The organism is Streptomyces sp. NPDC040545 (genome assembly GCF_055595065.1).
In genome coordinates this window covers 220666-244152 of sequence record NZ_JBVIWA010000007.1, presented here as the reverse complement: position 1 = coordinate 244152, position 23487 = coordinate 220666, and the positions used below count along the sequence as shown (strand labels likewise).

The window sequence follows — 23487 nt, the reverse complement described above, 5'->3', positions numbered from 1 at the left end:
GAGTCATGACCAAGTAGAGCGGTCCCGTCTACTTCGGCGTCCGCTTCTTGTCGCCGTGGTCCTTGCTCCCCGTCCCCCTGTTGCCCTCTGTCATCGAAACATCCGAAGCATCGGACTTCCGTGCGCAGTGTTTGCTCAGCGGGCATTCGGAGCACAGCGGCTGACTTGCGCTGCAAACGGTGTTACTGATGAGTCGCAGCGCTGCCATGCGGAGGGGCGCATCTTCGCCCCCTGCGCCCACAAGCCTCACGAGGTTGACCCGGCCGTCGCTGAGTCTGTTAGTGCGGTCCGCGTCGCTGTCGTTCAAGCGCGCGGCAACCCGCAGCGCCCCTTGGCCCACCCAGAGGAGATCTTCACCCACGAGCAAGCGGTAGAGCGACGCTTCGGCCGGCTTGAGCTCGAGGCGTTCGGGGATCTCGAGGCGCTTGCTCTTCTGCCACGCGGCTGTGTCATCAACGAGAGGAGTAAGACGCTCCAGTCGCGCCCTGACGCGCTCAGAGGGGGCGGCTTCCAAGAGATTCCGGAACGCCTTGGAGGTGAGCGTCTTACGCCACTTCACATCTTTCAGAATTTCGTCCAGCTGAGGTGCCGACAGCTTGGCACCAGACAGAACTGCAATCACCGTGGCCGCGAGTTGCGACAACTGCTCTCCGGGGAGGTGGCACCAATCGTCACCATTCCGCCTCTCCCGAGCCCAGGACACCAGTTCCTCGCGAACCTGACGCCAGTGCGGCTGCAACCCACCGAGTAGCGCTTGTACGCCCTCCACAGGCGCGAGTGCTTCGGCCGCAGCCTTGCCCAGCAGCGGGGGCACTGCGTTCCCGATCTGTCGGAAAGCGTCGCTACGGGTGCCAGCGAACCGGAACCAGTCGGGGAAGGTCTGTACCCGAGCGGCTTCACGCACAGTGAGCGTGCGAGGCTCGTCCGGGTGGATGTACCAGTAGCCGTCCTTGGCAATGTGTGCCGTGATGGAACGGCTTCGCTCATCCCAAGCCAGCTTCTTGTACTTGTCCGTGAAATGCTCGTCGCTGTACCGGCGGAACTTCTTCGGAAGGTCCGAGTACAGGGTCTTGGAGTCCATGTGCTTGGAGAAGATCTCCCAGTCGTCGGCACGCACCCGACGCGTCATGTGGTCCCAGACCACACCCTCCGGAGCGTCCTTGCGCATCATCTCCACGAAGGCGGAGGGAGCGTCTGGCATCCGGTACGACATCTCCCGTTCACCGACGCGCTCTATGGGCTGAGGATCGAGGCCGGGAAGATCACCAATCGCCTCGCGGAGGTTAGTGAAGCCCTCCTGCTTCGGCTGCCAGTCGAAGTGCTCGACGTCGTTCCTCGCGAGCAGTATCAGCCGCTTCCGATGCTGCGGAACGCCGTAGTGCCAAGCATCCACAAGGCGGACTTGCGTGGCGTACCCGAGGTCTTCCAAGTGCTGCTCGATCGTGCGCACGACGAAGAAGTCATCGCCGAGCCCCATGTCGGGCACGTTCTCCATGAGGACGACCCTGGGCCTGACACGCGTGACCACGTCTAGGTAGGCACGCCACAACTCCTTGCGAAGATCCTCTGGGTCGCGGTTGTGCTTGGCGACAAGATTCCGGATCTTGCTCCGCCCGGCACGACTGAAGGGCTGGCATGGAGGGCCGCCGGCGATCAGGTCGATGTCAGCAACCTTCAGGAGCTCCACCAAACGATCTCGCTCGTCGGGGTTGCCGAGGTCCATATGGAGGCTCATGCCGGGAAAGTTCGCTGCGTGGGTCTCCAGCGCGCGCTCATCGAAGTCGACAGCAGCTGCGACTGTCCAACCTGCCTGCTTCACACCGAAGCTCAGACCGCCGGCCCCGGAGAAGAGGTCGACGGCCAGCCGCTTGCCTTTACCGTGGGTCTTCAGCCATTCTCGGAAGCCCTCCGGAGAGCAGCTCTCCTCGTGCGGTTCCAGCGGAAGGTAGTCGCTCCGCTCCAGGGGTACGCCGTACTGCCCCTTCTCCATTGCACAACCCTCCAATACGCACGAGACGAACGAGCACCAGGAGAACACGGACACGCTCGCGGAAGCAACCGTTCCGACGGGTCCGCGCCCCCGAATTCCGTAGGCTTCACCTGGCTCGATCCACCAGCGGCCATCATCTGTCGGCGAGGCTTGCCCGTCATGTCATTGAGATGACGTTCTGGCGCTCCCTGAAGTGATCGATCGTACGGGAAGCCACCGACAACAGCACCAGTGACCTCACTGGGGCCATGCCGTTCCGCCCTACCTACGTCTCAACGAGGACCCCCACCAGAAGGCACGTTCGAGCGCGCACCTCCCTGAGCAGTCGCCTCAGTGAGCGATTTCCAGCCACTCCGAGCGCGGACCATGCGCAGCTACGCCTCTACGCGCAGGTCCCCCACCGTATCCGCCCATAGAATTCAGTCCACTCGCCGTGCGTGAGGGCAGGACTGAAGAGTGGCTGAAGGTGGGGCTCGGGTGGAAGCAGAGGGTGCCGAGGCATATCTTCGGCCGCGTGCACGGCTGATGAGCACCCTGGGTGAGCAGCTGATCAGCAATGAGCGAGTGGCACTCACCGAGCTGGTGAAGAACGCCTACGACGCGGATGCCAGCCTGGTGCTGATTCGGTTCAACGCTCCGCTCGAGGAGGGTGTGGGCTCGATCGAGGTGTGGGACAACGGACACGGCATGTCACCGGAGACAGTCCGCGGCACCTGGATGGAAATCGCTACCCCGCACAGGCATCGGAATCCTCGCAGCGAGTCAGGTGGACGGCGAGTGCTCGGCGCCAAGGGCATCGGCCGGTTCGCCGCCGCCCGCTTGGCACACGTCACCACCATCACGACGCGTCGGGTACACGAGCCGGAGGTCACCCTTCGTATCGACTGGGGCAATTTCACGGAAGGCGACGCCTACCTGGACGAGGTCCCGGTCTCGTGGTCGACGACTGCGCCGTCTGTCTTTGCGGTGGACGGCGAGGCAGAGCAGAACTTCTCTGAGGTCGTCCAGGGATTTCAGACTGCCTCGGATGACGCTCCGGCCGGCCACGGGACTGTAGCTCGGCTCGAGGGACTACGTATGGCTTGGGGGCCTGACGCTGTCGAGGCCCTCAAACGTTCCCTGTCCCGGCTCCTGCCTCCGCCACCGCCTGCCGAGCTTTCGGTGCCGGACCAGCCGGAGTTCGCTATCTACATCGACACTCCCGACGGTCCGCTCCGCCACCATGCCGGCTTCGTATCGGCTAGCGAGACGTTGGCTCACCCGCGCTACCGGCTTGTCGGCACCGTGGACGCCGCCGGGAACGCGAACCTGGCGGTCTACGCCGGTATGGACGAGCCCGTGGAAGTTGTCGAGGAGAACCTCCGGACCGACTCGGACAGACCGTCCTGTGGACCTCTGAAGCTGGACTTCCGTGTGTGGGATCTTGATAAGTCGGCCCTCGAGCCTCTCTTCCACCTCGACACAGGTGCGAAGAATCTCACCGATGTGCGGAAGCTCATCCGGGACAACAGCGGCGTGGCCTTGTACCGCGACGGATTCCGGGTCCAGCCCTTCGGTGAGTCGGGATATGACTGGCTCGGGTTCGACCAGCGACGTGTAAACAACCCGACGATGAGACTGTCCAACAATCAGGTTGCCGGGTTCGTCTACATCTCTGCGGACGACAACCCGGGTCTCCAAGACCGTTCGCACCGGGAAGGTCTGATCGACAGCCCGGAGTACGAGGAACTGAAAACGGTCATACAGCAGGCGATCTCGAGGCTGGAGATCCAGCGCTACAAGTTGCGCCGCCCCGAGCCCGATGTGGCGCTGACGCCCCACCTCCTGACTGGCCCCCCAAGTGGACGCGGTCACGGAGTCTTCCAGAGCTTCAATCTTGATCCGCTCCGGCAGGTTGCCACCGAGCGATATCCAAATGATGTCGTCCTGGGTCGTGCCATCGAAGCAGCCACGGAGACCATCAACGAGGGCGTCCGCAAGGTCCAGGAGATCATCTCCCAGTTCTCCCGGCTCGCGACGCTCGGCACCCTCGTTGACGTCGTACTCCACGATGGCCGCACCGCATTGGCCCGCATCGCCTTCGACCTCCGCAAGCTCAGGAAGGTAACCGCGAAGGTCAAGGACCACGACACGGACCTGTCTGACGCTCTCGGAGATCTGCACACCGATTTCACCGCTCAGGAGAGGGCACTCGACCGGCTCTTTACCCGCATCGAACCTCTCAGCGGAAGGCAACGCGGCCGCCCACGCGAGCTCTCCCTTCACCAGAGCATCTCCGAGGCCGTCTCAGTGCTGGAGTCGGAGATCGCAAAGCACGGCGTGATCGTGACGATCGGCGGGGAGGACGTGATGGTCACCGCTGAGCCAGGTGACATCAGGACGCTCGTGCTCAATCTCGTGAATAACGCGGTGTACTGGTTGTCCACGACTCCCGGCGGGACAGATCGCGAGATCCTGATCGAGACCGAGCGCGCTCAAGAAGGCGCAGCAGACGTGGTGGACATCACGGTCAGTGACAGTGGCCCTGGGGTGCGCGATGAGATCAAGGACCTGATCTTCGACACTTACTTCAGTGACAAGCCGGACGGTATCGGTCTCGGCCTCAGCATCGCGGGCAGCGTCGTGAAGGACTTCTACGATGGCGACCTGTGGCTGGTGAGCCCAGGCACCCTCTCTGGTGCAAGTTTCCGGGCAAGACTGAGAAGGAGAGTTGGGTGACGTCACCAGACGTTGCGTATCGCGTGCTCATCGTCGATGACGACGCCAAGATGACGGAGGACCTCAGGGACCTCCTGACGGACGAACTCGCGGACCTGGGAAGCATCAACTTCGAGGTTGAGCAGGACTTCGCCTCCGCCGAGGAGAGGCTGAGCCGCGAGGACTTCGACTTGGTCATCCTCGATGTCCGGGACACTGCCGACGGCAGCCCTTCCGCGGATATCGAAGGGCGTGGGCGCGAGGTGTACGAGCAGATCGCCAAGGTCAGATGGGTGCCTGTGGTCTTCTACACTGGTGTCCCAGAGCGGGTACGTGCCTTGGAGAATCCTCCTCTCATTGGTGTGGTGACCAAGAACGATCTGGATGAAATCGCTCCAGCAGTCCGAGAAGGGCTGCTCTCAGGCGTGCCGACGCTGACACGTCGAATCTCTAGCCTGGTCGAGCACCAAGTCCGTGATTTCATGCGTGACGTTGTCGCTCCGCACTGGGTCGAGATGGCCGGCGCCGATCCGAACGAGCTCGCTCCTGTTGTCCTCAACCGTCTTGCGGCGTGGCTGCGAGAGAATGGTCTCCACGAGCTGGACCGCACCGTGGACGGCCACCTGCTCACCACGGGCGGACGGTCATCAGCGGCACGCGTCTACCTGATGCCGCCTGTGACCCACCACCTCACGGCTACTGACCTTCTCGTCGATCCTCAGGGCGGTTGGTGGCTGGTCCTCACCCCCGCGTGCGACCTGTACGAGGACCACCCGAATGCAAGCATCCCGAAGCCCCGCACGGCCAAGGCCCAGTACGTGCACCTGGCCAGGGCCGACCGGGTGTTCGCAGATGACGAAAGCCGATCTGAGTCCCCGGCCATTGATCCATGGCTGACCAGCGCCAAGAGTGGTAGCGATAAGAGCCAGGCAAAGCGTGCCTTCAGAGTCGATGACAATCGATACCGTGCGCTCCCCCGCTATCTCGATGTCCCAAATCTCGTGATCGACTTCGAGAACGTCAGATCTGTCCCGCTCGAGGAGGCACGGGAGTGGAGGCGTGTCGCCACTCTAGACAGCCCCTTCGCAGAGGCGATGCTGATCGCGTACAGCCGGTCTGTCGGCCGCATCGGTACACCTGACGTCAGTTTCGACGACGTGCAGGTGCTGCTGGGGCTAGAGAAGCCAAGGCCTGCAACAATCCCTACTCAGGCCTTGCCTGACACACCGAACGGTGTAGCACTCGGCACCTGAGTACTACACGGCGAGCGCGAGGGCGCTGACAATCAACTCCACCTCGGCCGACGTGCGAATCTCGGTGAGTTGAACAGTATGCCGACGACAGTGCTGGTGTGGCCGCGTCCGTCCAACGGCCACACCATGCCGGGCGTCATCTGCACATGCGACGGCTATCAGCTCTTTCAGCTCGTTGGAAGCCTCGCCCGGGACAGGACCACGCTCCCGAGGTCCAGAATCCGATCAGTAGTCGTCGATTCGCTTGAGCTGCTCCTCAAGTCCGTCTACCCACTTTGGCTCTGGAAGCGCATCGAAGACGTCCCGCTGCTCCAGAATCAACTGCCCAAGGGCATGCATGCAACTCACCGACTGGGCGTAGATGTACCAGCGGCCTGCCTGCTGTCCAATTCCGCAGGCCGCGCGTTCCGCGAGCACGGCGATCAGGCTCGCGCGCTCGACGCCAGGCACGACGCCCACCATCGGGTACTCGGCATGGTGGGCGCCTACGAGACCGCTGGAGCAGGAGTAGAAGGTGGCTCCCCGAGCCGCAGCGAGGGCCAAGCTCAGGCCGGCGACGCCGACATCGTTCCAGTGAAACGTCGCCATGAGCTCGGCGAACTCCACCCCGTCCTCGTCGTCGATCGCGTCGAGTACTTCTTTGATGCCGTCCGACGCATTCGACTGAGCAGCCTGCGCGAGGATCTCGGCCTCCCCGCTGAGACACTCCGCGACGTCCTGCCAACTGGGCAGGCCGAGGCACTCGTACCCGTGGTGCTCAGTGAAACCGCTGGCTACCTTCTCGGCAGTCAAGTCAGTGCGCAGGCTGGCCAATTCATAGTCGTGGCGAATCTCCACGTCGAACGCTGGAATCATGCCCGTCATCATTCCGGAAACCGCTGAGTGAGAGCTACCAGCTTTGGCTGATGGGGTCGCTGAAGCACAGGTCTGGTCACGTCCCGGTCTCGGGCGACTTCCCGTGCTCCAAGTAGGCGGTCCGGCCGTTCGTTCGGGCCTGGATGCCAGCGGCGATTCGGCGCGCGAGGCGAGGGATGGTGAGTTCTGGTACCTGTTCGGCGCGGTGGAAATCGTAGCCGCGGAGTTCGTCCGCTTGCAGGGCAATCTGCTGGCGGTCGTCTGCGTTGAGGCAGCCGCCGTCGAAGAGGTAGAGGACCTTGTCGCCCTCTCCCGGGTTCGGCGCCCAGTCGACAACGAGGAGGCGGCCGATGTGGGGCTTGATGCCCAGTTCCTCATGGACCTCGCGCACGCAGGCTTGTCGGGGCGACTCGCCCTGTTCGACGTACCCCCCGGGAATGTCTCGATAGTCCTTGTACGACGGCTCGACGAGCAGGACTCGATCAGCTTCGTCGAAGAAGAGAGCGCCAGCCGCCATGCGGGGGTGGGCCATCTTCGCTTCATGCTCGTTCTCGCTCACGGATTCGACTCTAGCCGCCCGCCACGATGTGGAGCCTTCGGGCCAGGTCCGCCACGGGATGGGACGGCCGGCCTCTGGTGCCGCGTATCCAGCCGATGACCCCGCCTGTCGATGAGCCCGAGGTCCCCGGTGCGTGCGCTAGACACGCTTCTGCGCGCTCGATCGGCCGCACGGTAGCCGGGACAGGGCGCATGCCGCGCCCGGCAGCACGTCAGTTGCGCAGGAGACGCCGGAGGTCGTCCAGCGGCAGGCGTGCTTCCCGAGAGGCGGCGCCCGCCTCGAAGTGGATGCCCTCGGCGCCGAGGACATCTGCGGCTGTTTCTGTGCGCGCCGGGTCGGGCCACTGGAAGCCGGAGCTAACGGCCCCCGACGTGGTGAGCACCCGCCAGGCGTTGGGGCACTTGCCGCAGGTTGCCAGGTGAGTGCCGACCGGGACGGCATGGCTCTCGATCACAGTCGCCACGTCCCCGTAGGTCGTCCATCGCCCGGACGGGATGGCTTCCAGGAGAGCGTGCAGACTCGACCAGTCCCTGCGGGTATCGCTGAGCTGCTTGGCCAGGGCAGCGAGACTGGTGCCCGCCAGCGCTGACCACTCGCCGGGCTCGACGGTGTCCGGGACGTGGTCGGTATCGACGTCCCACCAGGTCGTGCCCTGTATTCCGTCGGCCTTGCGGCCGGTCACACTGGTGAAGACATGGTTGGCCAGCCCGGTCGGCGTGTACGACTTGCCGTCGGCGTCCCAGGTCAGCGGCGCGGCGGGGTCGTTGCTCCATGTGACGCTCGCGCGCCTGCCGTCCTCATCCACCCAGGTCCGGACGTCCTCGCGGACGGATTTCGGTGCGCCGTCCCTCGGTACGAGCCTCAGCCGGGCCCCGTCGGGCAGCAGTCCGGCGTCGACGAGGACGTGCACGGCGTTGCGGGCGCGTGAGCGTTCCTCCAGTTTCTGGGCCGCGGCCTTGGCCTCGATACGGGCCGGAGCGAGCGTGAACTCCTCGACCTCCGGGGTGGGATAGACCTTGGTGAACCCGGGGACGAGCTGCCCCTGGACCTTCCAGAGGCCGACCTCGATGAGGTCGATGTCGAGGTTCATCTCCGACAGCCACACAACGGTGTGGGTGACCTGCTTGGGGAAGCCGGCCGCAATGATCACTTGGCGGGGGCGCTGGAGCAGCTCTGGACTCCAATCCCCGTCCACGTGGTCCAGGAGGCGCTGCCGGCACTCGTCGAGTTCGAGGCTCTGGCCCCTGCCCTTCAGGAAGTCACGGTGCGCCTGGGCCAGGGTGCCGAGGTCGAACCGGGACACCAGGGCGGCGTAGGTGATCGCCTGGAGGTGTACGTCCCGGTCGGCCGTTCCCCGCTTCAGCTCGACCACCACGAGGCGACCCGTGGCATCCAGGCCCAGGACGTCCAGTCGGTCCCGCGCCGGCACCCCGTCCGTGTCGGCCCACCGGTCGAACTCGGCGGTGATGACCAGCACCGACTCTCCGAGGACCTGCGGGTGCGCGATCACCCACTCCTGGAGGTGCTGTCGTTCGAGGAGCCCCTCCGCTGCGAGCGCGGTTGGTGCGACTGGTGCGGCCAAGGCCCCTTCGACGGTGAAGAGATGATCCACGCTGTCCCCCTGCCCCAGTCCGTCAGCCAGGCGCTCCCGCACCGACCGCCCCGAGCCTACGTGCGGGCCGCGCCCCGGGGCAGTTGCTTCCGCTAGATCACGGACGGGGAGGGGCTGACTCCGAACTCACCTCGCCGTCGAGATCTTGTTGATGGGCATCCGGCGATGCCGTCGACCTGACTCAATGGAGGGATGGAGATCGGGGAGTGCTGGGCTTATCGGGCCAAGCCGAAGGAACTGGGCGGCGCCCTGCGCCAGGTGGAGATCGTCCGAGTGGGCGCCTCCGGCAGGTCAGGAATCCACGTGCGGTTCCTGGACGGTGATGAGGCCGGACTACAGGAGTGGGTCAGCGCCGGCTGTCTGCTCGTGCTCTGGGCTGATGTCGACGCCTTCCGTGCGGATGACACGGCGGAACTCGCCCTGGCCGAGGCGTCGAGGGAGGTACGGGGGAGCGCCGAGTTCGAGGCGGCGCGGATGATCCTGGGCTTCGTCCGCCCGAAGGGGCGGCTGCGTCTGCGCAAGGCGGTGGCGGACGCGGGCGTGCTGGAGCTCGGACACCTCGACGAGACGGCGCCACTGGTCGGCATGGACCCCGCCGACCTTCGCGGCGACGGCATGGTCCACGAGGACCGCAACGGCCTCTGCCTGGTCGGCTGGCCGGTCGCCGAGCGGATCGCACGGCAGGTGGCCAAGCGGCTGGCCGAGGAGGTCCTGCCGGAGGTGGACCGCCGTCAGCAGGCCGTGGACGAGGAACGCGCCCGGCCCTCCTGGCACTCGTACCACCGCCGGGACGACCGCAAGCTGGACGCGGAAGCGGCCGCCCTGCGCATGGTCCGGGAGTGGTGCGGGGAGGAGAAGGCCGATCGCTACGACGAGCTCGTCGCCCTACGCGCCGAGGTACTGCGCCTCGGCGAACTGGTCGAGCAAGCGGTGAAGGCACTCCGGGATCGTGGACACGGAGTCATCGCCTCCACCATTGAGCGCGGCCTTGGGGTCCATATCTCCAGCCTTGGTCCCGACGTGCGTCGCTGAAGCCGTCCCGCCACCGCTCGGGCTCCGGCTTGGGCGGTGCGGGCTCCGCCGGTGGCTTCACCCTCTCCGGGCGGTGCGGGTGCCAGCCGTCGAGGAACGGCCTCAGCTCGTCCCCAGTCGGCTCCGCGTGGAAGTTCCGGACGCCAAGCCCCTTCCCGTTCAAGGTGGGGTCCAGGCGATCGGCCTCCGTCCGGCCCCAGGCCGACCACTCCCGGATCCGCTCGGCCTCGAAGGGGTCCTGCGTCTGGGCGGCGGCCTCGTCCAGCGCGTTGCAGAAGGTCCGGATCTCTCCCGCGGCTCGCCACTGTTCCAGCGCGGTGCCGAAATGCTCAGCCCGAGCGGCGTCCACCGCCTTGATCGAAGCCACGCCGACCGCAGCCTCCCACTCCCGCTGGGCGCGCTCCTGCCTCTCGGCCTCCAGTCCGCGGTTCTCAGCTGCTTGCCGTTCCCGCTCGTCCTGCTGCCGACGCTGTTCGGCCTCCCGCTCCAGCCGGGCCCGTTCCTGCTCATCGGCCCGGGTTCTCGGCGCCCGGAGTACCGAACCGATTTGGTCCTCAAGCGACTTCTTCTCGGTGTCGGCCCACTCCTTCTTCCAGCCGTACTGGTAGCCCTGTTGCTGGGCGAGGACCATCACCAGCTCCCCGGACGGCTCGAACCGCTGCGCCGGGACGACCCGCTGCCAGTCGTACGTGCGACGGCCTGCTGGCTTGGGTACGTACCGGACCTGCTTCTGCCGTTCCTTGAAGGTGATCTCGTACGTCCGGCCATGGATCGTGAGCAGTGGCCTCGGCTGCCTGCGCTTCTTGGACACCGCGATCTCCCCGTGGAGAGGGAGTGCCTGCTCGGCGATGAGGCGGAGCAGGGACAGAACGCGGGGCAGGACCCCCTCGGAGATTTCGAAAGCGCTGTGGTCCGCGGTTACGGCCGCGACGACATCGTCCACGTCGGTGATCACACGACTGCGCGCCAGGCGGATCCGGTTCCACTCCGTGTCGTCCTCGCCGGTCACCCGGAGCAGCCCCAGGAAGAAGTCCCCCTTGGTCCGCCCGCTGTACTTCAGGTGGTACCCGGCAGGCGCACACTGGCGAGCCGCGTCGAATGCCCTTCGGTAGCGGGCCCGCGCGGCCTCGTCCGGGTTGGGGACTCGGAGGAAGCGACCGGCCTGCTGCACCTCGGTGATCAGAGCCCGTCCGATGTCGGCAGGAGAGGGACGGGGTGTTCTGGCGATGCGCTGTACCGGGGGTTTCTGCTCTGCAGCGGCTTTCTCCTCGACGCGGTCGGACTCCGCCTTCTTGGGTCCGGGCGTCGTCACCGGGCGGGTCTTCCGTGGTGCCGGGTCAGGCCGGTCGGGGTGATGACCGTGCTGGAGGTAGAAGCTCCCGATCTCGGTGATCTCTGCCCGCCACTTCCCGCCCTCCTTGGGCATGGCGATGTGCCCCCGCTCCTTCAGGGCTCTGGCGGTGAGGGCGAGTTCGGGGGTGTCCGACGTGACAGGCTCGACGCCCTCCTCGATCCGGGTCAGGAGGGCGAGCTGGCGATCGTTGAGGGGTGACCAACGGTGCATGGTCTCGGTGGTACCGGCCGCGTCAGCCCTGCACAAGCGGAATCGTGATTCGGCTGGAAATCATCGCATTAGCTGACACGGCGTCGGGGAGAGATGAGCGAGTCATCACCGACAGTGAAGAGGGGGTTGCATGCGGCGGAGGGCCGAGACGGACAAGGCACTCAGTCAACTCGACGTCATACGGCGCACACTTGAGGACCCTGCTACGGGCCTGAGTGCGCTCTACGTGACGGTGGACCAGACACGCCAGAAGGTCCTCGAAGCAGTGGCGCAAGGCACGATGGGCCTGCGTGAGGAGAACCGCGAGCTCCGGCGGCGGCAGGAACGGATGCTCACCGACCTGGCGGAGGCGCGGAGCGGTCTGGAGGCCCTGAGCCGACGGCTGGAAGAGGGCATCCAGGCGGTGCCGCTGGTGCCGCCCCAGGTGGCGAGCCCCTTGGTTGCCGGCGCCCCGGCCACCACCGAGTCCGTTGTGCAGCCGCCCGCTGGGTCGGACCCAGCCGAGCCCGAGGTACTCGGAGAGCCGGCCGAGCTGACCGAACGATCCGACGGGAAGGAACCCCGCGTGCTGGAAGAAGTCCGCAATGCCCACGGTCATGGGAACACGGCAGGAAGGCCGGAAACCGGGCCGCACCTGACGCCCGTCGCGGAGCCGGTCCAGGACCCTGCTCAGGCCGACCAGGATGACCAGCGCGCCCACCTGCAGTGCCTCCTGTCGGCTGCTGCGATCGCCTCCGCGACGCTGATCTGCCACCGGGAGACGTGGGACTTCATCGCAGAGCACACCAGCGGGCACACCCACTTCCGGCTCCCCGAGCGGATCGACGACGCGGATGGCGGCCGGGTCGAGGCATCCCTGTCGGGAAGGTCCCTGCTCGCCGTGCTCACCACGATGTGGAAGGTGACCCGGGAACACGAGGGCGGCGCGACGTCGCCCGGTGATGGCGGCCAGGACCTGGCCACGTGGGCGCTCGCCGCAGCCGTCTACCGCAGGACGGCTCTCGCAGTCGACCGCGTGACGCATCTGGCCGAGAAGGAGAACGGCCCCGCGTTGATCGTCCTCGACGACAGGAGTGCGCGCACGACTACTACCCCGGAAGGCGGCGCCGCTGCCTGACCGGCTCCCCGTGGGAGCCGGATCCGGAGGTCGGCTCCCCGTTGGCTCCCAAGACAGGTGCAAACGCCAAACAGGGGCCTGATCCGCGATGCGGATCAGGCCCCTGACCTGGTCTTACGAAGTCGGGGTGGCGGGATTTGAACCCACGACCTCTTCGTCCCGAACGAAGCGCGCTGCCAAGCTGCGCTACACCCCGATCGCCGCCTTTGCAGCGCTTGCTGCCCTGGCGACATCGATTACTTTAGCGGACCTCTCGCCGGAGACGAAATCCGGTTTTCGCGGAGCGGTCGCGGGGCCAGGGGCGGCGTCTGGCGGAAGCGGTCCGCCGTGACCAGGGCGAGGCCGAGTGCGTAGAAGGCCGCGCCCAGGACCAGCGCGTTCAGGGTCGCCTGGGCGTAGCCGTACCGGGCCGCGCCGATGAAGGGGTACGTGTACCAGCGCGAAGGTCACGTACGTCAGCGGGTAGGCCAGCCACAGGGCGGCGTGGCGCGGGCGCAGGGTGCGCGGGGGTACGCGCACTCGATGACCAGCCCCACCACGGCCGCGGCGCAGACCAGGGCGCGGAACACCACCGGGACGAGGCGCGGCGGGGTGGTCATCCCGGCAGCGCATTACCCCTTCGGGGTCAGCGTCAGGAGCGTCGCCTCCGGCGGGCACGCGAAGCGGACCGGGGTGAACCGGTTGGTGCCGCAGCCGGCCGAGACGTGCAGGTACGCGCGATTGCCCTCCGTCTCGTGCGTGGAGAGCCCCTTCACCCGCTTCGTGTCCAGGTCGCAGTTGGTGACGAGCGCCCCGTAGAAGGGGATGCACAGCTGCCCGCCGTGGGTGTGGCCCGCGAGGATCAGCGGGTACCGGTCGGCCGTGAAGGACTCCAGCACGCGCAGGTAAGGGGCGTGCACCACCGCCATCGAGAAGTCCGCGTCCGCCTCCGGGCCGCCCGCGACGCTCGCGTAGCGGTCCCGCTTGATGTGCGGGTCGTCGAGCCCGGTGAAGGCCAGCTCCAGGCCGTCCAGCTTCAGCCGCGCCCGGGTGTTGGTGAGGTTCAGCCAGCCGGCCGCGTCGAAGGCGTCCCGCATCTCCTCCCACGGGTTGTGGACGGCGCCGACGACCGGCTTGTTGCCGTTCAGCCCGTGCCGGCCCTGCGCCTTCTCCAGCAGGTAGCGCCCGGGGTTGCGCAGCCGCGGCCCGTAGTAGTCGTTCGACCCGAAGACGTACACACCCGGGAAGGACATCAGGGGGCCGAGCGCGTCGAGCAGCTCGGGGATGCCCTCGGTGTCGGAGAGGTTGTCGCCGGTGTTGACGACGAAGTCGGGGCGCAGCCCTGCCATGGACTGCAGCCAGGCACGCTTCTTGCGCTGTCCGCCGACCATGTGGATGTCGGACACCTGGAGCACGCGCAGCGGGCGCATCCCCTGGGGAAGGACAGGCACCGTGACCCGGCGCAGGCGGAAGGACCGCGCCTCGAAACCGGCGGCATAGGCCACACCCGCGGCCCCCACCGCAGCGATTCCGGCAGCCGCCTTCAGGGGTACTCCGTAACGCGCACGCATGGCCCCATCGTCTCAGACCGGGAAAACCGGTGAGCGCCACTGCCCCCGCACCTGGCAGACTCACCTGCATGACCACGCTCAAGGCCAAGCTCCAGGAAGACCTCACGACCGCCATCAGGGCGCGCGACGAGCTCCACTCGTCCACGCTGCGCCTGACCCTCTCCGCCATCACCAAGGAGGAGGTCGCGGGCAAGGAGGCACGTGTGCTCTCCGACGAGGAAGTCCTCAAGGTGATCGCCAAGGAGGCGAAGAAGCGCCGCGAGGCCGCGGAGGCCTTCGCCCAGGGCGGCCGTCCCGAGCAGGCCGCGCGCGAGACCGCGGAGGGCGAGTTCCTCGACACGTACCTGCCCAAGCAGCTCAGCGACGACGAGCTCGTCGCGATCGTGGCGCAGGCCGTCGCGGAGGCCAAGGCCGCGGGTGCCGAGGGGCCGCGTGCCATGGGTGCCGTCATGAAGATCGTGAACCCGAAGGTCGCCGGCCTGGCGGAGGGCGGGCGGGTCGCCGCCGTCGTCAAGCAGCAGCTCTCGTAGGACCGCGAAGCGCAGAAAAGGGGGAGGGCCCCGGCCGGGGCCCTCCCCCTTTCGCATGTCGTGCCGTGCGGCGATAGCCGACCCGCCGACCCGCTGACCGCCACCGGTCAGTCGCGGCCGCCGATCACGCCGCCCGTGTTCGGGTCGATCGAGATCCCGGGGAGCGGGGGCTGCGGCTCGACGTCGCCGGTGGCGCCCGTGGCACCTCCGTGGTTCCCGCCGTTCTGACCGCCGTTCTGACCACCGGGCCGGCCGCCCGGCTTGCCGTCACCGCCGGGCTTGCCGGGCCGGGTCGGGGTCGTGGGCGGCTTGTTGCCGCGAGGGCCGCCGGAGGGGACGGTCGGCTCGGGGATGCCGACCGTGACGAAGTTCCCCGACTCGCGGCCGGAGAGCGCGCCGCTGACCGCGTCCTTCCAGATGGGGCCGGGCAGACCGCCACCGAAGACCTTCTCGAAGGGCTTGCCGCCGATCACGATGTTCTCCATCGTGATCTTCTTCGCGCCGCCCGAGCCGACCCACACCGCGCCGGAGACGTTCGGCGTGTAGCCGACGAACCAGGCGTTGTAGCGGGAGTCCGTCGTACCGGTCTTGCCGGCGCTGTCGCGGTCGCTCAGTCCGGCGCGCTCACCGGTACCGGAGTCGACCACTCCGCGCAGCAGGGTGTTGATGGTGTCGGCCGTCTCGGTGGACATCGCCCGGTCGCACTTGGACTTCGGCACGGCGAGCGCCTTGCCGTGCGCGTCGGTGATCGACTCGATGGCGACGGGCGTGCAGTAGACACCGCGGTTGGCGAAGGTCGCGTACGCGTTGGCCATCGTCAGCGGGGAGAGCTCGGCGGAGCCCAGCGCGATCGACGGGGCCTCGGGGAGCTTGGAGCCGTCGGCCGGGACCACGCCGAGCTTCTGCGTCATCTCCGTCACCGGGCAGAGGCCGATCTCGCCGATCATCTCGACGAAGTACGTGTTGATGGACTTCTCCATCGCCGTCCGCAGCGCGTACGGCCCGATCTCGTCCTCGGTCTCGTTCTTCGCCGTCTGGATCTTGCCGTCGATCGGCAGGTTCAGCCACTGCGTGCCGTCGCACTTGGAGATCGGCGTCGGGTAGTCGATCTTGTTCGGCGCCTGGTACACCTTGGTTGCCGGCATGCCCCGCTCTATGGCGGCCGCCGCGATGAACGGCTTGAAGGTCGAGCCGACCTGGAAGCCGAAGTTCGAGCCGCCCATCCGCTTGTCGACGGAGTAGTTGATCTGGGTCTCGTTCTTCCCGAAGCCGTACGGCTTGGACTGACCCATCGCCAGCACCCGGCCGGTGCCCGGCTGGACCATGGTCACAGCCGTCGCGATCGAGTCCTCCTGGTAGACGTGGTCCTGGATCGACTCGTTGGCCGCGTCCTGCGACTGCGGGTCCAGGGTGGTGCGTACCGTCAGGCCGCCCTGGTTCCAGACCTTCGCCCGGTCCTCGCGCGTCTTGCCGAAGGCCGGGTCGGTCAGGAACGAGTTGCGCACGTAGTCGCAGAAGAAGCCCGCGCCCTTCTTGGCGGTGATGCAGCCGTTCTTCGGCTTGGTCACCTTGAGGGTGACCGGCTTGGCCTTCGCCGCGTCGGCCTCGGCCTGCGAGACGTCCTTGGTGTCGGCCATCCGCTGCAGGACGATGTTGCGGCGCTTCGTCGCCTCCTGCGCGTCGTTCACCGGGTCGTACCGGCTCGGCGACTGGACGACGCCCGCGAGCAGGGCGGACTCCTCCAGCGTCAGGTCCTTGGCGGGCTTGCTGAAGTAGCGCTGGGCGGCGGATTCGATTCCGTACGCCTGCTGCCCGAAGTAGGTGATGTTGAGGTAGTTCTCGAGGATCTTCTTCTTCCCGAGCTCCTCCTCGACCTGGATCGAGTACTTCAGCTCGCGGATCTTGCGGCCGAGGCTCTTCTCCTGGGCCTCGCGCACCTTGGTCTCGTCGTCGCCGGCCTCTTCGACGAAGACGTTCTTCACGTACTGCTGGGTGAGCGTCGAGGCACCCTGTGCCGCGCCGCCTTCCTGTGCGTTGCGGTTGACCGCGCGCAGGATGCCCTTGAGGTCGACCGCACCGTGCTCGTAGAAACGCGAGTCCTCGATGGCGACGATCGCCTTCTGCATGTACGGGGAGATCGCCGTGAGCGGGACCACCTGCCGGTCGCGCGAATAGACCGTGGCGATCGTGCCACCTTCGGCGTCCAGAATCGTGGTCCGCTGGCTCAGCGGCGGAGTCTTGAGATTGGCCGGGATCTCGTCGAATCCCTCGACCGTCCCCTTGGCCGCCAGGCCCAGGGCGCCTGTGGCCGGAATCGCCATGCCGGCCAGTACAACCCCGGAGAGGACGGACACTCCGAGGAACTTGGCGGCCTGCTGGCTCCCCGTGAGCCCGCCGCCCGAGCGCTTCTTTCCCATAGGGGGCAGCCTACGTTCTCATTCGCCGGACACACGCGAATGCCTTGGCCTAAGCTGACCCCAACTGTCACAGCAGTGTGGTGCGACATCAACCCCTCGGCTTGATTTTCACCCTTCCCGAATGGGGTGGACACATGTCCGAATCTTGCCCCCCTGCTGAAGTAGAACCGACGATTACACCCGAATTGCCGCAATGGTCGGGCATGTCGCCGGATCACTCCGTCGGGTGATCTGCCGCTTACCCATAGTCCGTTCGGACCATTCAAGATTGGGCCCGTCGGGGGTGTTGCACTGTGCCCGCCTTCCGTAACGTCCTCAACTGGCAGCGGTGAATATGCCGCTACCGCCGTGGGGGAGCCTCGATTCGGGAGAGGACGGCGCCGGGATGGGCTGGGTTACCGACTGGAGTGCGCAGGCAGCCTGCCGCACTACCGATCCGGATGAACTATTCGTTCAAGGAGCGGCACAGAACAGGGCCAAGGCGGTGTGCACCGGATGTCCGGTGCGGACCGAGTGCCTGGCCGACGCGCTCGACAACCGTGTCGAGTTCGGCGTATGGGGCGGAATGACCGAGCGGGAACGGCGTGCTCTGCTGCGCCGGCGTCCCACCGTCACCTCGTGGCGACGGCTGCTCGAAACCGCACGTACGGAGTACGAGCGCAGTACGGGCATCCTCACCATGGATGCAGACGCGGAGATCGACGTGGCGTACGAGACATACGCGGCAGCCGGGTAGATCACACGGCCGCCACGACGTACGAACGCCTACGCTCCGGCCGGTACCCCGGCCGCGAGTCGTTCTCCGATGGCCCGTAGCCCGGCGAGGTCGTGCACATCGCCGGGCAGGGCGGCCACCTCCGCCACCGCCACCTCGGGGTGCAGTGAGGTGAAGCGATCGCGTGTGCGCTGCTCACGCGCGATCACCTGCATTCGTTCGGCGTGCAGGCGCAGCAGGCCTGCCGTGATCCGGTCGACGACCGCGGTATCGCCTTCGGTGCCGGGGGAGCCTGTCTCGGGAGGGTTCGCGGTCCGGGTGGTCCGTGTGCTGTGTGCGGTCTGCGCGCTCTCGGCGGACCCGGCGGTCTCCGCGGTCCCCTTGGGTTCCGCGCCCGAGTCACGAAGTCCAGCCTTCCCGGACTCCTGATCGACAATGCCGCCTTCTTCAAGATTCTCTGCGGCGGCCAACGCCCGCTCGGCGGACAGCTGGTCGGCGCCACTGCCGTGCACCCGGTTCAGTACCAGACCGGCCAGCGGCATGCTCTCCGCGGCCAGCCGTTCCACGAAGTACGCCGCCTCGCGCAGGGCGTCCGCCTCGGGCGCGGCGACCACCAGGAAGGCCGTGCCGGGAGCCTGGAGCAGCCGGAAGGTCGCGTCCGCGCGCGTGCGGAAGCCGCCGAACATCGTGTCCATCGCGGCCACGAAGGTCTGGACGTCCTTCAGCAGCGAGGCCCCCATCAGTTTGCTGAGGGTGCCGGTCATCATCGACATGCCGACATTCAGGAACTTCATCCCGGCCCGGCCGCCCACCTTCGCCGGAGCCATCAGTACCCGGATGAACTTCCCGTCCAGGAAGGACCCGAGCCGCTTCGGCGCGTCCAGGAAGTCCAGCGCGGACCGGCTCGGCGGAGTGTCGACGATGATCAGGTCCCAGTCGTCCCGGGCCCGCAGCTGCCCCAGCTTCTCCATCGCCATGTACTCCTGCGTGCCCGCGAAGCCGGCCGACAGCGACTGGTAGAAGGGGTTGGCGAGGATGGCCTTGGCCCGCTCGCCGTCCGCGTGCGCCTCGACGATCTCGTCGAAGGTCCGCTTCATGTCCAGCATCATGGCGTGCAGTTCGCCGTCCCCCGCCCCTACGGTCTCCACCTTCCGCGGGGTGTTGTCCAGCGAGTCGATCCCCATCGACTGCGCGAGCCGCCGCGCCGGGTCGATGGTGAGCACGACGGCCTTGCGCCCCCGCCCGGCGGCCCGCACGCCGAGCGCCGCGGCCGTGGTGGTCTTGCCGACCCCGCCCGCCCCGCAGCACACGATGATCCGGGTCTCCGGGTCGTCCAACAGCCGGTCGACCGCCAGCCGCGGCGGAGTGTCCATGCCCACGGTGTCCACCCCCTCGCTCATTCGGCCACCGACTGCTTCCGCAATTCCTTGGCCAGCGCGTACAGCCCGGCCAGATCCATCCCCGCGCCGAGCAGGGGCAGTTCGTACGTCGGCAGGTCCAGCCCCGCCAGTACGGCGCGCTGCGCGCGCTCCAGCTCCACCCGGCTCGCGTGCTCGGCCGCCTGGGTGAGCAGCGGGTCCACCAGCCGCTCGGCCAGCCCGCCGCGCCGCGCGCCGCCGAGACCCGCCCGGGACAGCGACTTCGCCACCTCGGCGCGGTGGTCGCCGGCCGCGGTGCGCAGGGTGTCCTCGTCCAGGTGGTGCGGCCGGACCATGTTGACGACGACCCGCCCGACGGGCAGTCCGGCCTGGCGCAGTTCCTCGATGCCGTCCGCGGTCTCCTGGACGGGCATCTCCTCCAGGAGGGTGACCAGGTGCACGGCGGTCTCGGGGGACTTGAGGACCTTCATGACGGCCTGGGCCTGGTTGTGGATCGGCCCGAACCGGGCCAGGCCCGCCACCTCGTCGTTGACGTTCAGGAACCGGGTGATCCGCCCGGTCGGCGGCGCGTCCATGATCACGTGGTCGTAGACGTACCGGCCGGTCCTGTCCTTGCGCCGCACCGCCTCGCACGCCTTGCCGGTCAGCAGCACGTCGCGCAGCCCAGGAGCGATGGTCGTCGCGAAGTCGATGGCGCCGAGCTTCTTGAGCGCGCGGCCGGCCGAGCCGAGCTTGTAGAACATCTGGAGGTAGTCCAGCAGCGCCCGTTCGGCGTCGATGGCGAGCGCGTAGACCTCACCGCCCCCGCCGGGCGCCACGGCGATCTTCCGTTCCTCGTAGGGGAGTGCCTCGGCGCCGAAGAGCTGCGCGAGCCCCTGCCTGCCTTCGACCTCCACCAGAAGAGTCCGGCCGCCCTCGCGTGCGAGGGCAAGCGCGAGTGCTGCGGCGACCGTGGTCTTGCCGGTGCCGCCCTTGCCGCTGACCACCTGGAGCCTGCTCACAGCGTCCGAGCCTAATTCCTCGGGTTCGACTCCGGTGGTGCCGGGTGGTTCTGCCGGAGTGTTCGGGGGTGAGCTCCGTTACGTCGGTGCCGGAGGGGCACGGTCCGGATCCGGCGGATCCGGTCGGGGGCCCTGCCCGGGTTCCGTCCCCGGGTCCGTGGCGAGGCCCTGTGCCGGAGCGGTCCGGCGCCTGCCCGGGTGAGGTGTCCGACCGTCGGTTCCGGCGGCGGCATGCGCCCCGCACGACAGGCACTACCCTCGCTCCCATGACCAAGAAGTTCGAATATGCGACGGTCCCGCTGCTGGTTCACGCCACCAAGCAGATCCTGGACACCTGGGGCGAGGACGGCTGGGAGCTCGTCCAGGTCGTGCCCGGCCCGAACAACCCCGAGCAGCTCGTGGCCTACCTCAAGCGGGAGAAGGCATGAGCGCTGTAGAGGCGAAGCTGGCCGAGCTCGGCCTGACGCTCCCGGGCGTCGTCCCGCCGCTGGCCGCGTACCAGCCCGCCGTGCGGTCGGGCTCGTACGTCTTCACCGCGGGTCAGCTCCCGATGGTCAAGGGCAGCATGCCGATCACCGGCAAGGTCGGCGCCGAGGTCTCGGCGGAGCAGGCCAAGGAGCTGGCGGCGATCTGCGCGCTGAACGCCCTGGCCGCCGTCAAGTCCGTGGTCGGTGACCTCGACAAGATCGCGCGTGTCGTGAAGGTCGTCGGCTTCATCGCCTCCGCCCCCGACTTCACGGCCCAGCCGGGTGTGCTGAACGGTGCGAGCGAGCTGCTGGGCGAGGTCCTCGGCGAGAAGGGCGTCCACGCCCGCAGCGCGGTCGGCGTGGCGGTCCTGCCGCTGGACGCGCCGGTCGAGGTCGAGATCCAGGTGGAACTGGTCGCCGGAGCCTGACCTCTCGCTTCCGCCGGGACGGGCCGGGCCGCGCACCGCGCGGTTCCCGGCCCGTCCCGCGTGGTGCCTCCGGGGCCGGCTCGCCTGCGCCGGCCACCGCTGCCGGCCACCCGTGCGGCCATCCGTGTCGGCGACCGGGACGGGTGACCCTCGAACATCGGGCCGGATGGCCGTAGCATCCGGCCATGCCGAATGGTCAGCATGGTCAGCAGCAGCCCCCCGCGGGAGGCCAGTGGTACCCGCCGGAGTGGCCCGACCGCATCCGCGCGCTCGCGGACGGCTCGCTCGTCCCGGTGGAGCCGCGGCGCGCCGCCACCGTGATGCTCCTGCGCGACACCCCCGAGGGCCCCGCCGTGCACATGCTGCGCAGGCGGGCCTCCATGGCCTTCGCCGGGGGCGCGTACGCCTATCCGGGCGGCGGGGTCGATCCCCGCGACGAGGAGCACCAGGTCGGCTGGGCGGGCCCTTCCCGGGAGGACTGGGCGGCACGGCTCGGGACCGACCCCCTGACCGCCCAGGCCATCGTCTGCGGCGCCGTACGGGAGACCTTCGAGGAGGCGGGCGTCCTGCTCGCCGGACAGACCCCGGACGAGATCGTCGGTGACACCACCGGAGACGACTGGGAGGCCGACCGGCAGGCCCTCGTGGCGCGGGAGCTGTCCTTCGCGGAGTTCCTCGACCGTCGCGGCCTGCGGCTGCGTTCCGACCTGCTCGGGGCTTGGGCCCGCTGGATCACCCCCGAGTTCGAGCCGCGCCGTTACGACACCTGGTTCTTCGTCGCCGCCCTCCCCGAGGGGCAGCGCACCCGCAACGCCTCCACCGAGGCCGACCGGACCGTGTGGATCCGCCCGGCCGACGCGGCCGCCGGATACGACAAGGGCGAGCTGCTGATGATGCCGCCGACCATCTCCACGCTGCGGTCGCTGGAGCCTTACGGGAGCGCCGCAGGCGCGCTCGCCGCCGCGGCCGGGCAGGACCTCACCCCGGTGCTGGCCCAGGCCACGCTGGAGGACGGCGAGCTGGTGCTCAGCTGGCCGGGGCACGACGAGTTCACCAAGCGCGTCCGCCCCGCTGGTCCCGCCGATCCCACTGGTCCCGGAGGCCCCGCATGACCGACGCCGCCGCACTGCCCGGACAGCCCCGCGGAGTCGTCACCTCCGGGCCCGCGACCGCCCGCGCGGTGAACGTCCTGGCTCCCAACGCCTCCGCGATGACCCTCGACGGCACCAACACCTGGCTGGTGTCCGAGCCCGGATCCGACCTCGCCGTCGTGATCGATCCCGGCCCGCTGGACGACATACACCTGCGGGCGGTCATCGACACCGCCGAGCGGGCGGGCAAGCGGATCGCCCTCACCCTGCTCACCCACGGCCACCCGGACCACGCCGAGGGCGCGGGCCGCTTCGCCGAGCTCACCCGTACGAAGGTCCGCGCCCTGGACCCGGCCCTGCGCCTCGGCGACGAGGGCCTGGGCGCGGGGGACGTGATCCGGACCGGCGGGCTGGAGCTGCGCGTGGTGTCGACCCCCGGCCACACCAGCGACTCGCTCTGCTTCCACCTGCCCGCCGACCGGGCCGTGCTGACCGGCGACACCATCCTGGGCCGCGGCACCACCGTCGTCGCCCACCCCGACGGCCGCCTCGGCGACTACCTGGACTCCCTGCGCCGCCTGCGCTCGCTCACGGTGGACGACGGGGTGCACACCGTCCTGCCGGGCCACGGGCCGGTCCTGGAGGACGCGCAGGGGGCCGTCGAGTACTACCTGGCCCACCGCGCGCACCGGCTCGCCCAGGTCGAGACCGCCGTCGAGAACGGCTGCCTGACCCCGGAGGCGGTCGTCGCCCAGGTCTACGCGGACGTGGACCGCTCCCTGTGGCCGGCCGCGGAATGGTCCGTCCGAGCGCAGCTGGAGTACCTTCAAGATCACGGACTGATCCCGGGAGGGCCCGAATGAACACCGTGTTCTTGCTGGTCGTGCTGGTGGCGACGGCCGGATGGATCACCTCGACGGTGACCCTCCGGGTGCAGAGCCTCCAGAACAAGGCGGACCGCATGGAGCGCCGCCTGGCCCTGGTGCTGGACCACTTCGGCATCGAGGAGCCGGAGCCGGCCGGGATGGACGAGGTACGGGCCCATCTGAGGGCCGACCGGCAGATCTCGGCGATCAAGGAGTACCGCCGGATCACCGGCGCGGGCCTGGCGGAGGCCAAGCTGGCCGTCGACGCCCTCGCCGAGGCCGAGAAGGCCTGAGCCGGACCTGAGCCGGCCCGGCGCCGCCTGAGCCGGACCTGAGCCGGCCCGGCGCCGAAGGGGCCGTCAGG

21 protein-coding genes and 1 tRNA gene are annotated in these 23487 nt (G+C 68.1%); 11 read left to right on the top strand and 11 right to left on the bottom strand.

The annotated features are described in order from the left end of the window. Positions 1 to 28 precede the first annotated feature (28 nt). Complete coding sequence (dcm, locus tag ACZ573_RS16990) at positions 29 to 1990, bottom strand: DNA (cytosine-5-)-methyltransferase (protein ID WP_471304530.1); 1962 nt, start codon at positions 1988 to 1990, stop codon at positions 29 to 31. Positions 1991 to 2467: 477 nt separating this feature from the next. Between dcm and ACZ573_RS16985 the strand changes: the two genes are divergently transcribed. Both ACZ573_RS16985 and ACZ573_RS16980 read left to right on the top strand, forming a co-directional pair. Further along, positions 2468 to 4708, top strand: a complete 2241-nt coding sequence (locus tag ACZ573_RS16985) for a sensor histidine kinase (protein WP_471304527.1) — start codon at positions 2468 to 2470, stop codon at positions 4706 to 4708. Then, positions 4705 to 5940, top strand: coding sequence for a hypothetical protein (locus ACZ573_RS16980; protein WP_471304524.1), 1236 nt, complete (start codon positions 4705 to 4707; stop codon positions 5938 to 5940). Before ACZ573_RS16985 ends, ACZ573_RS16980 begins: the two co-directional genes overlap by 4 nt. Positions 5941 to 6165: 225 nt before the next feature. On the opposite strand, the gene ACZ573_RS16975 is transcribed toward ACZ573_RS16980, so the two are convergent. The 3 genes from ACZ573_RS16975 to ACZ573_RS16965 form a co-directional block, all read right to left on the bottom strand. Continuing rightward, positions 6166 to 6795, bottom strand: a complete 630-nt coding sequence (locus tag ACZ573_RS16975; RefSeq protein WP_471304522.1) for a hypothetical protein — start codon at positions 6793 to 6795, stop codon at positions 6166 to 6168. Between the two features lie 76 nt (positions 6796 to 6871). Beyond that, positions 6872 to 7354 carry an NUDIX domain-containing protein gene (locus tag ACZ573_RS16970; protein ID WP_471304519.1) on the bottom strand — a complete coding sequence of 161 codons (483 nt, stop codon included), beginning with the start codon at positions 7352 to 7354 and terminating at the stop codon, positions 6872 to 6874. Positions 7355 to 7565: 211 nt separating this feature from the next. Further along, positions 7566 to 8966, bottom strand: coding sequence for an MGMT family protein (locus ACZ573_RS16965; protein ID WP_471304516.1), 1401 nt, complete (start codon positions 8964 to 8966; stop codon positions 7566 to 7568). A 192-nt stretch (positions 8967 to 9158) separates the two neighbouring features. On the opposite strand from ACZ573_RS16965, the gene ACZ573_RS16960 reads away from it, so the two are divergent. Next, a complete protein-coding gene (locus ACZ573_RS16960) occupies positions 9159 to 9998 on the top strand; it encodes a PE-PGRS family protein (RefSeq protein WP_471304513.1) in 840 nt (279 codons plus the stop codon). On the opposite strand, the gene ACZ573_RS16955 is transcribed toward ACZ573_RS16960, so the two are convergent. Next, entirely contained in the window at positions 9928 to 11562 is a 1635-nt protein-coding gene (locus ACZ573_RS16955; protein WP_471304511.1) for a PE-PGRS family protein, read from the bottom strand. The genes ACZ573_RS16960 and ACZ573_RS16955 overlap by 71 nt on opposite strands. 232 nt (positions 11563 to 11794) lie before the next feature. On the opposite strand from ACZ573_RS16955, the gene ACZ573_RS16950 reads away from it, so the two are divergent. Then, positions 11795 to 12679 (top strand): hypothetical protein, encoded by an 885-nt coding sequence (locus ACZ573_RS16950; protein WP_471304508.1) that lies wholly within the window; start codon positions 11795 to 11797, stop codon positions 12677 to 12679. Between the two features lie 122 nt (positions 12680 to 12801). Here ACZ573_RS16950 and ACZ573_RS16945 read toward each other — a convergent pair. The 3 genes from ACZ573_RS16945 to ACZ573_RS16935 all read right to left on the bottom strand — a co-directional run bounded on the left by ACZ573_RS16945 (position 12802) and on the right by ACZ573_RS16935 (position 14229). Then, a tRNA-Pro gene (locus ACZ573_RS16945) sits at positions 12802 to 12875 on the bottom strand. A gap of 259 nt (positions 12876 to 13134) precedes the next feature. Continuing rightward, positions 13135 to 13278 (bottom strand): hypothetical protein, encoded by a 144-nt coding sequence (locus ACZ573_RS16940; RefSeq protein WP_471304505.1) that lies wholly within the window; start codon positions 13276 to 13278, stop codon positions 13135 to 13137. A 12-nt stretch (positions 13279 to 13290) separates the two neighbouring features. Beyond that, on the bottom strand, positions 13291 to 14229 hold the full coding sequence (locus ACZ573_RS16935) for a metallophosphoesterase (RefSeq protein WP_471304500.1): 939 nt from the start codon (positions 14227 to 14229) through the stop codon (positions 13291 to 13293). 68 nt (positions 14230 to 14297) lie between these two features. Between ACZ573_RS16935 and ACZ573_RS16930 the strand changes: the two genes are divergently transcribed. Then, positions 14298 to 14759 carry a GatB/YqeY domain-containing protein gene (locus ACZ573_RS16930; RefSeq protein WP_150258528.1) on the top strand — a complete coding sequence of 154 codons (462 nt, stop codon included), beginning with the start codon at positions 14298 to 14300 and terminating at the stop codon, positions 14757 to 14759. 107 nt (positions 14760 to 14866) lie between these two features. Here ACZ573_RS16930 and ACZ573_RS16925 read toward each other — a convergent pair whose 3' ends face one another. Next, positions 14867 to 17176 carry a transglycosylase domain-containing protein gene (locus tag ACZ573_RS16925; RefSeq protein WP_471304497.1) on the bottom strand — a complete coding sequence of 770 codons (2310 nt, stop codon included), beginning with the start codon at positions 17174 to 17176 and terminating at the stop codon, positions 14867 to 14869. Between the two features lie 385 nt (positions 17177 to 17561). Here ACZ573_RS16925 and ACZ573_RS16920 point away from each other — a divergent pair, with 385 nt between their 5' ends. After that, positions 17562 to 17912, top strand: coding sequence for a WhiB family transcriptional regulator (locus ACZ573_RS16920; RefSeq protein WP_181382488.1), 351 nt, complete (start codon positions 17562 to 17564; stop codon positions 17910 to 17912). A 29-nt stretch (positions 17913 to 17941) separates the two neighbouring features. Here ACZ573_RS16920 and bagB read toward each other — a convergent pair whose 3' ends face one another. Further along, positions 17942 to 19291, bottom strand: a complete 1350-nt coding sequence (bagB, locus tag ACZ573_RS16915) for an ATPase BagB (RefSeq protein ID WP_471304496.1) — start codon at positions 19289 to 19291, stop codon at positions 17942 to 17944. Continuing rightward, positions 19288 to 20271 carry an ATPase BagA gene (bagA, locus tag ACZ573_RS16910; RefSeq protein ID WP_373038038.1) on the bottom strand — a complete coding sequence of 328 codons (984 nt, stop codon included), beginning with the start codon at positions 20269 to 20271 and terminating at the stop codon, positions 19288 to 19290. The genes bagB and bagA overlap by 4 nt, the downstream gene beginning before the upstream one ends. Positions 20272 to 20537: 266 nt before the next feature. Here bagA and ACZ573_RS16905 point away from each other — a divergent pair, with 266 nt between their 5' ends. The 5 genes from ACZ573_RS16905 (at position 20538) to ACZ573_RS16885 (ending at position 23416) form a co-directional block, all read left to right on the top strand. Further along, on the top strand, positions 20538 to 20699 hold the full coding sequence (locus tag ACZ573_RS16905; protein ID WP_007264966.1) for a DUF4177 domain-containing protein: 162 nt from the start codon (positions 20538 to 20540) through the stop codon (positions 20697 to 20699). Then, positions 20696 to 21166 carry a RidA family protein gene (locus ACZ573_RS16900; protein WP_030726704.1) on the top strand — a complete coding sequence of 157 codons (471 nt, stop codon included), beginning with the start codon at positions 20696 to 20698 and terminating at the stop codon, positions 21164 to 21166. Before ACZ573_RS16905 ends, ACZ573_RS16900 begins: the two co-directional genes overlap by 4 nt. A gap of 185 nt (positions 21167 to 21351) precedes the next feature. After that, the gene (locus tag ACZ573_RS16895; protein ID WP_471304493.1) at positions 21352 to 22278 is read left to right on the top strand and encodes an NUDIX hydrolase; all 927 of its coding nucleotides are present in this window, start codon (positions 21352 to 21354) and stop codon (positions 22276 to 22278) included. Beyond that, positions 22275 to 23120: an MBL fold metallo-hydrolase gene (locus ACZ573_RS16890; protein WP_471304491.1), complete on the top strand. Its 846-nt coding sequence runs from the start codon at positions 22275 to 22277 to the stop codon at positions 23118 to 23120. Before ACZ573_RS16895 ends, ACZ573_RS16890 begins: the two co-directional genes overlap by 4 nt. After that, on the top strand, positions 23117 to 23416 hold the full coding sequence (locus ACZ573_RS16885; protein WP_301368499.1) for a hypothetical protein: 300 nt from the start codon (positions 23117 to 23119) through the stop codon (positions 23414 to 23416). The genes ACZ573_RS16890 and ACZ573_RS16885 overlap by 4 nt, the downstream gene beginning before the upstream one ends. The last annotated feature ends 71 nt before the right edge of the window (positions 23417 to 23487 follow it).

Excerpts from the sequence above, each read along its gene's own strand:
- ACZ573_RS16960 (WP_471304513.1), top strand. The coding sequence starts at position 9,159 with ATGGAGATCGGGGAGTGCTGGGCTTATCGGGCCAAGCCGAAGGAACTG.
- ACZ573_RS16900 (WP_030726704.1), top strand. The coding sequence starts at position 20,696 with ATGAGCGCTGTAGAGGCGAAGCTGGCCGAGCTCGGCCTGACGCTCCCG.
- ACZ573_RS16890 (WP_471304491.1), top strand. The coding sequence starts at position 22,275 with ATGACCGACGCCGCCGCACTGCCCGGACAGCCCCGCGGAGTCGTCACC.
- ACZ573_RS16975 (WP_471304522.1), bottom strand. The coding sequence starts at position 6,795 with ATGATTCCAGCGTTCGACGTGGAGATTCGCCACGACTATGAATTGGCC.
- ACZ573_RS16925 (WP_471304497.1), bottom strand. The coding sequence starts at position 17,176 with ATGGGAAAGAAGCGCTCGGGCGGCGGGCTCACGGGGAGCCAGCAGGCC.
- ACZ573_RS16930 (WP_150258528.1), top strand. The coding sequence starts at position 14,298 with ATGACCACGCTCAAGGCCAAGCTCCAGGAAGACCTCACGACCGCCATC.
- bagB (WP_471304496.1), bottom strand. The coding sequence starts at position 19,291 with ATGAGCGAGGGGGTGGACACCGTGGGCATGGACACTCCGCCGCGGCTG.
- ACZ573_RS16905 (WP_007264966.1), top strand. The coding sequence starts at position 20,538 with ATGACCAAGAAGTTCGAATATGCGACGGTCCCGCTGCTGGTTCACGCC.
- ACZ573_RS16935 (WP_471304500.1), bottom strand. The coding sequence starts at position 14,229 with ATGCGTGCGCGTTACGGAGTACCCCTGAAGGCGGCTGCCGGAATCGCT.
- ACZ573_RS16920 (WP_181382488.1), top strand. The coding sequence starts at position 17,562 with ATGGGCTGGGTTACCGACTGGAGTGCGCAGGCAGCCTGCCGCACTACC.
- dcm (WP_471304530.1), bottom strand. The coding sequence starts at position 1,990 with ATGGAGAAGGGGCAGTACGGCGTACCCCTGGAGCGGAGCGACTACCTT.
- ACZ573_RS16940 (WP_471304505.1), bottom strand. The coding sequence starts at position 13,278 with ATGACCACCCCGCCGCGCCTCGTCCCGGTGGTGTTCCGCGCCCTGGTC.
- ACZ573_RS16885 (WP_301368499.1), top strand. The coding sequence starts at position 23,117 with ATGAACACCGTGTTCTTGCTGGTCGTGCTGGTGGCGACGGCCGGATGG.
- ACZ573_RS16955 (WP_471304511.1), bottom strand. The coding sequence starts at position 11,562 with ATGCACCGTTGGTCACCCCTCAACGATCGCCAGCTCGCCCTCCTGACC.
- ACZ573_RS16895 (WP_471304493.1), top strand. The coding sequence starts at position 21,352 with ATGCCGAATGGTCAGCATGGTCAGCAGCAGCCCCCCGCGGGAGGCCAG.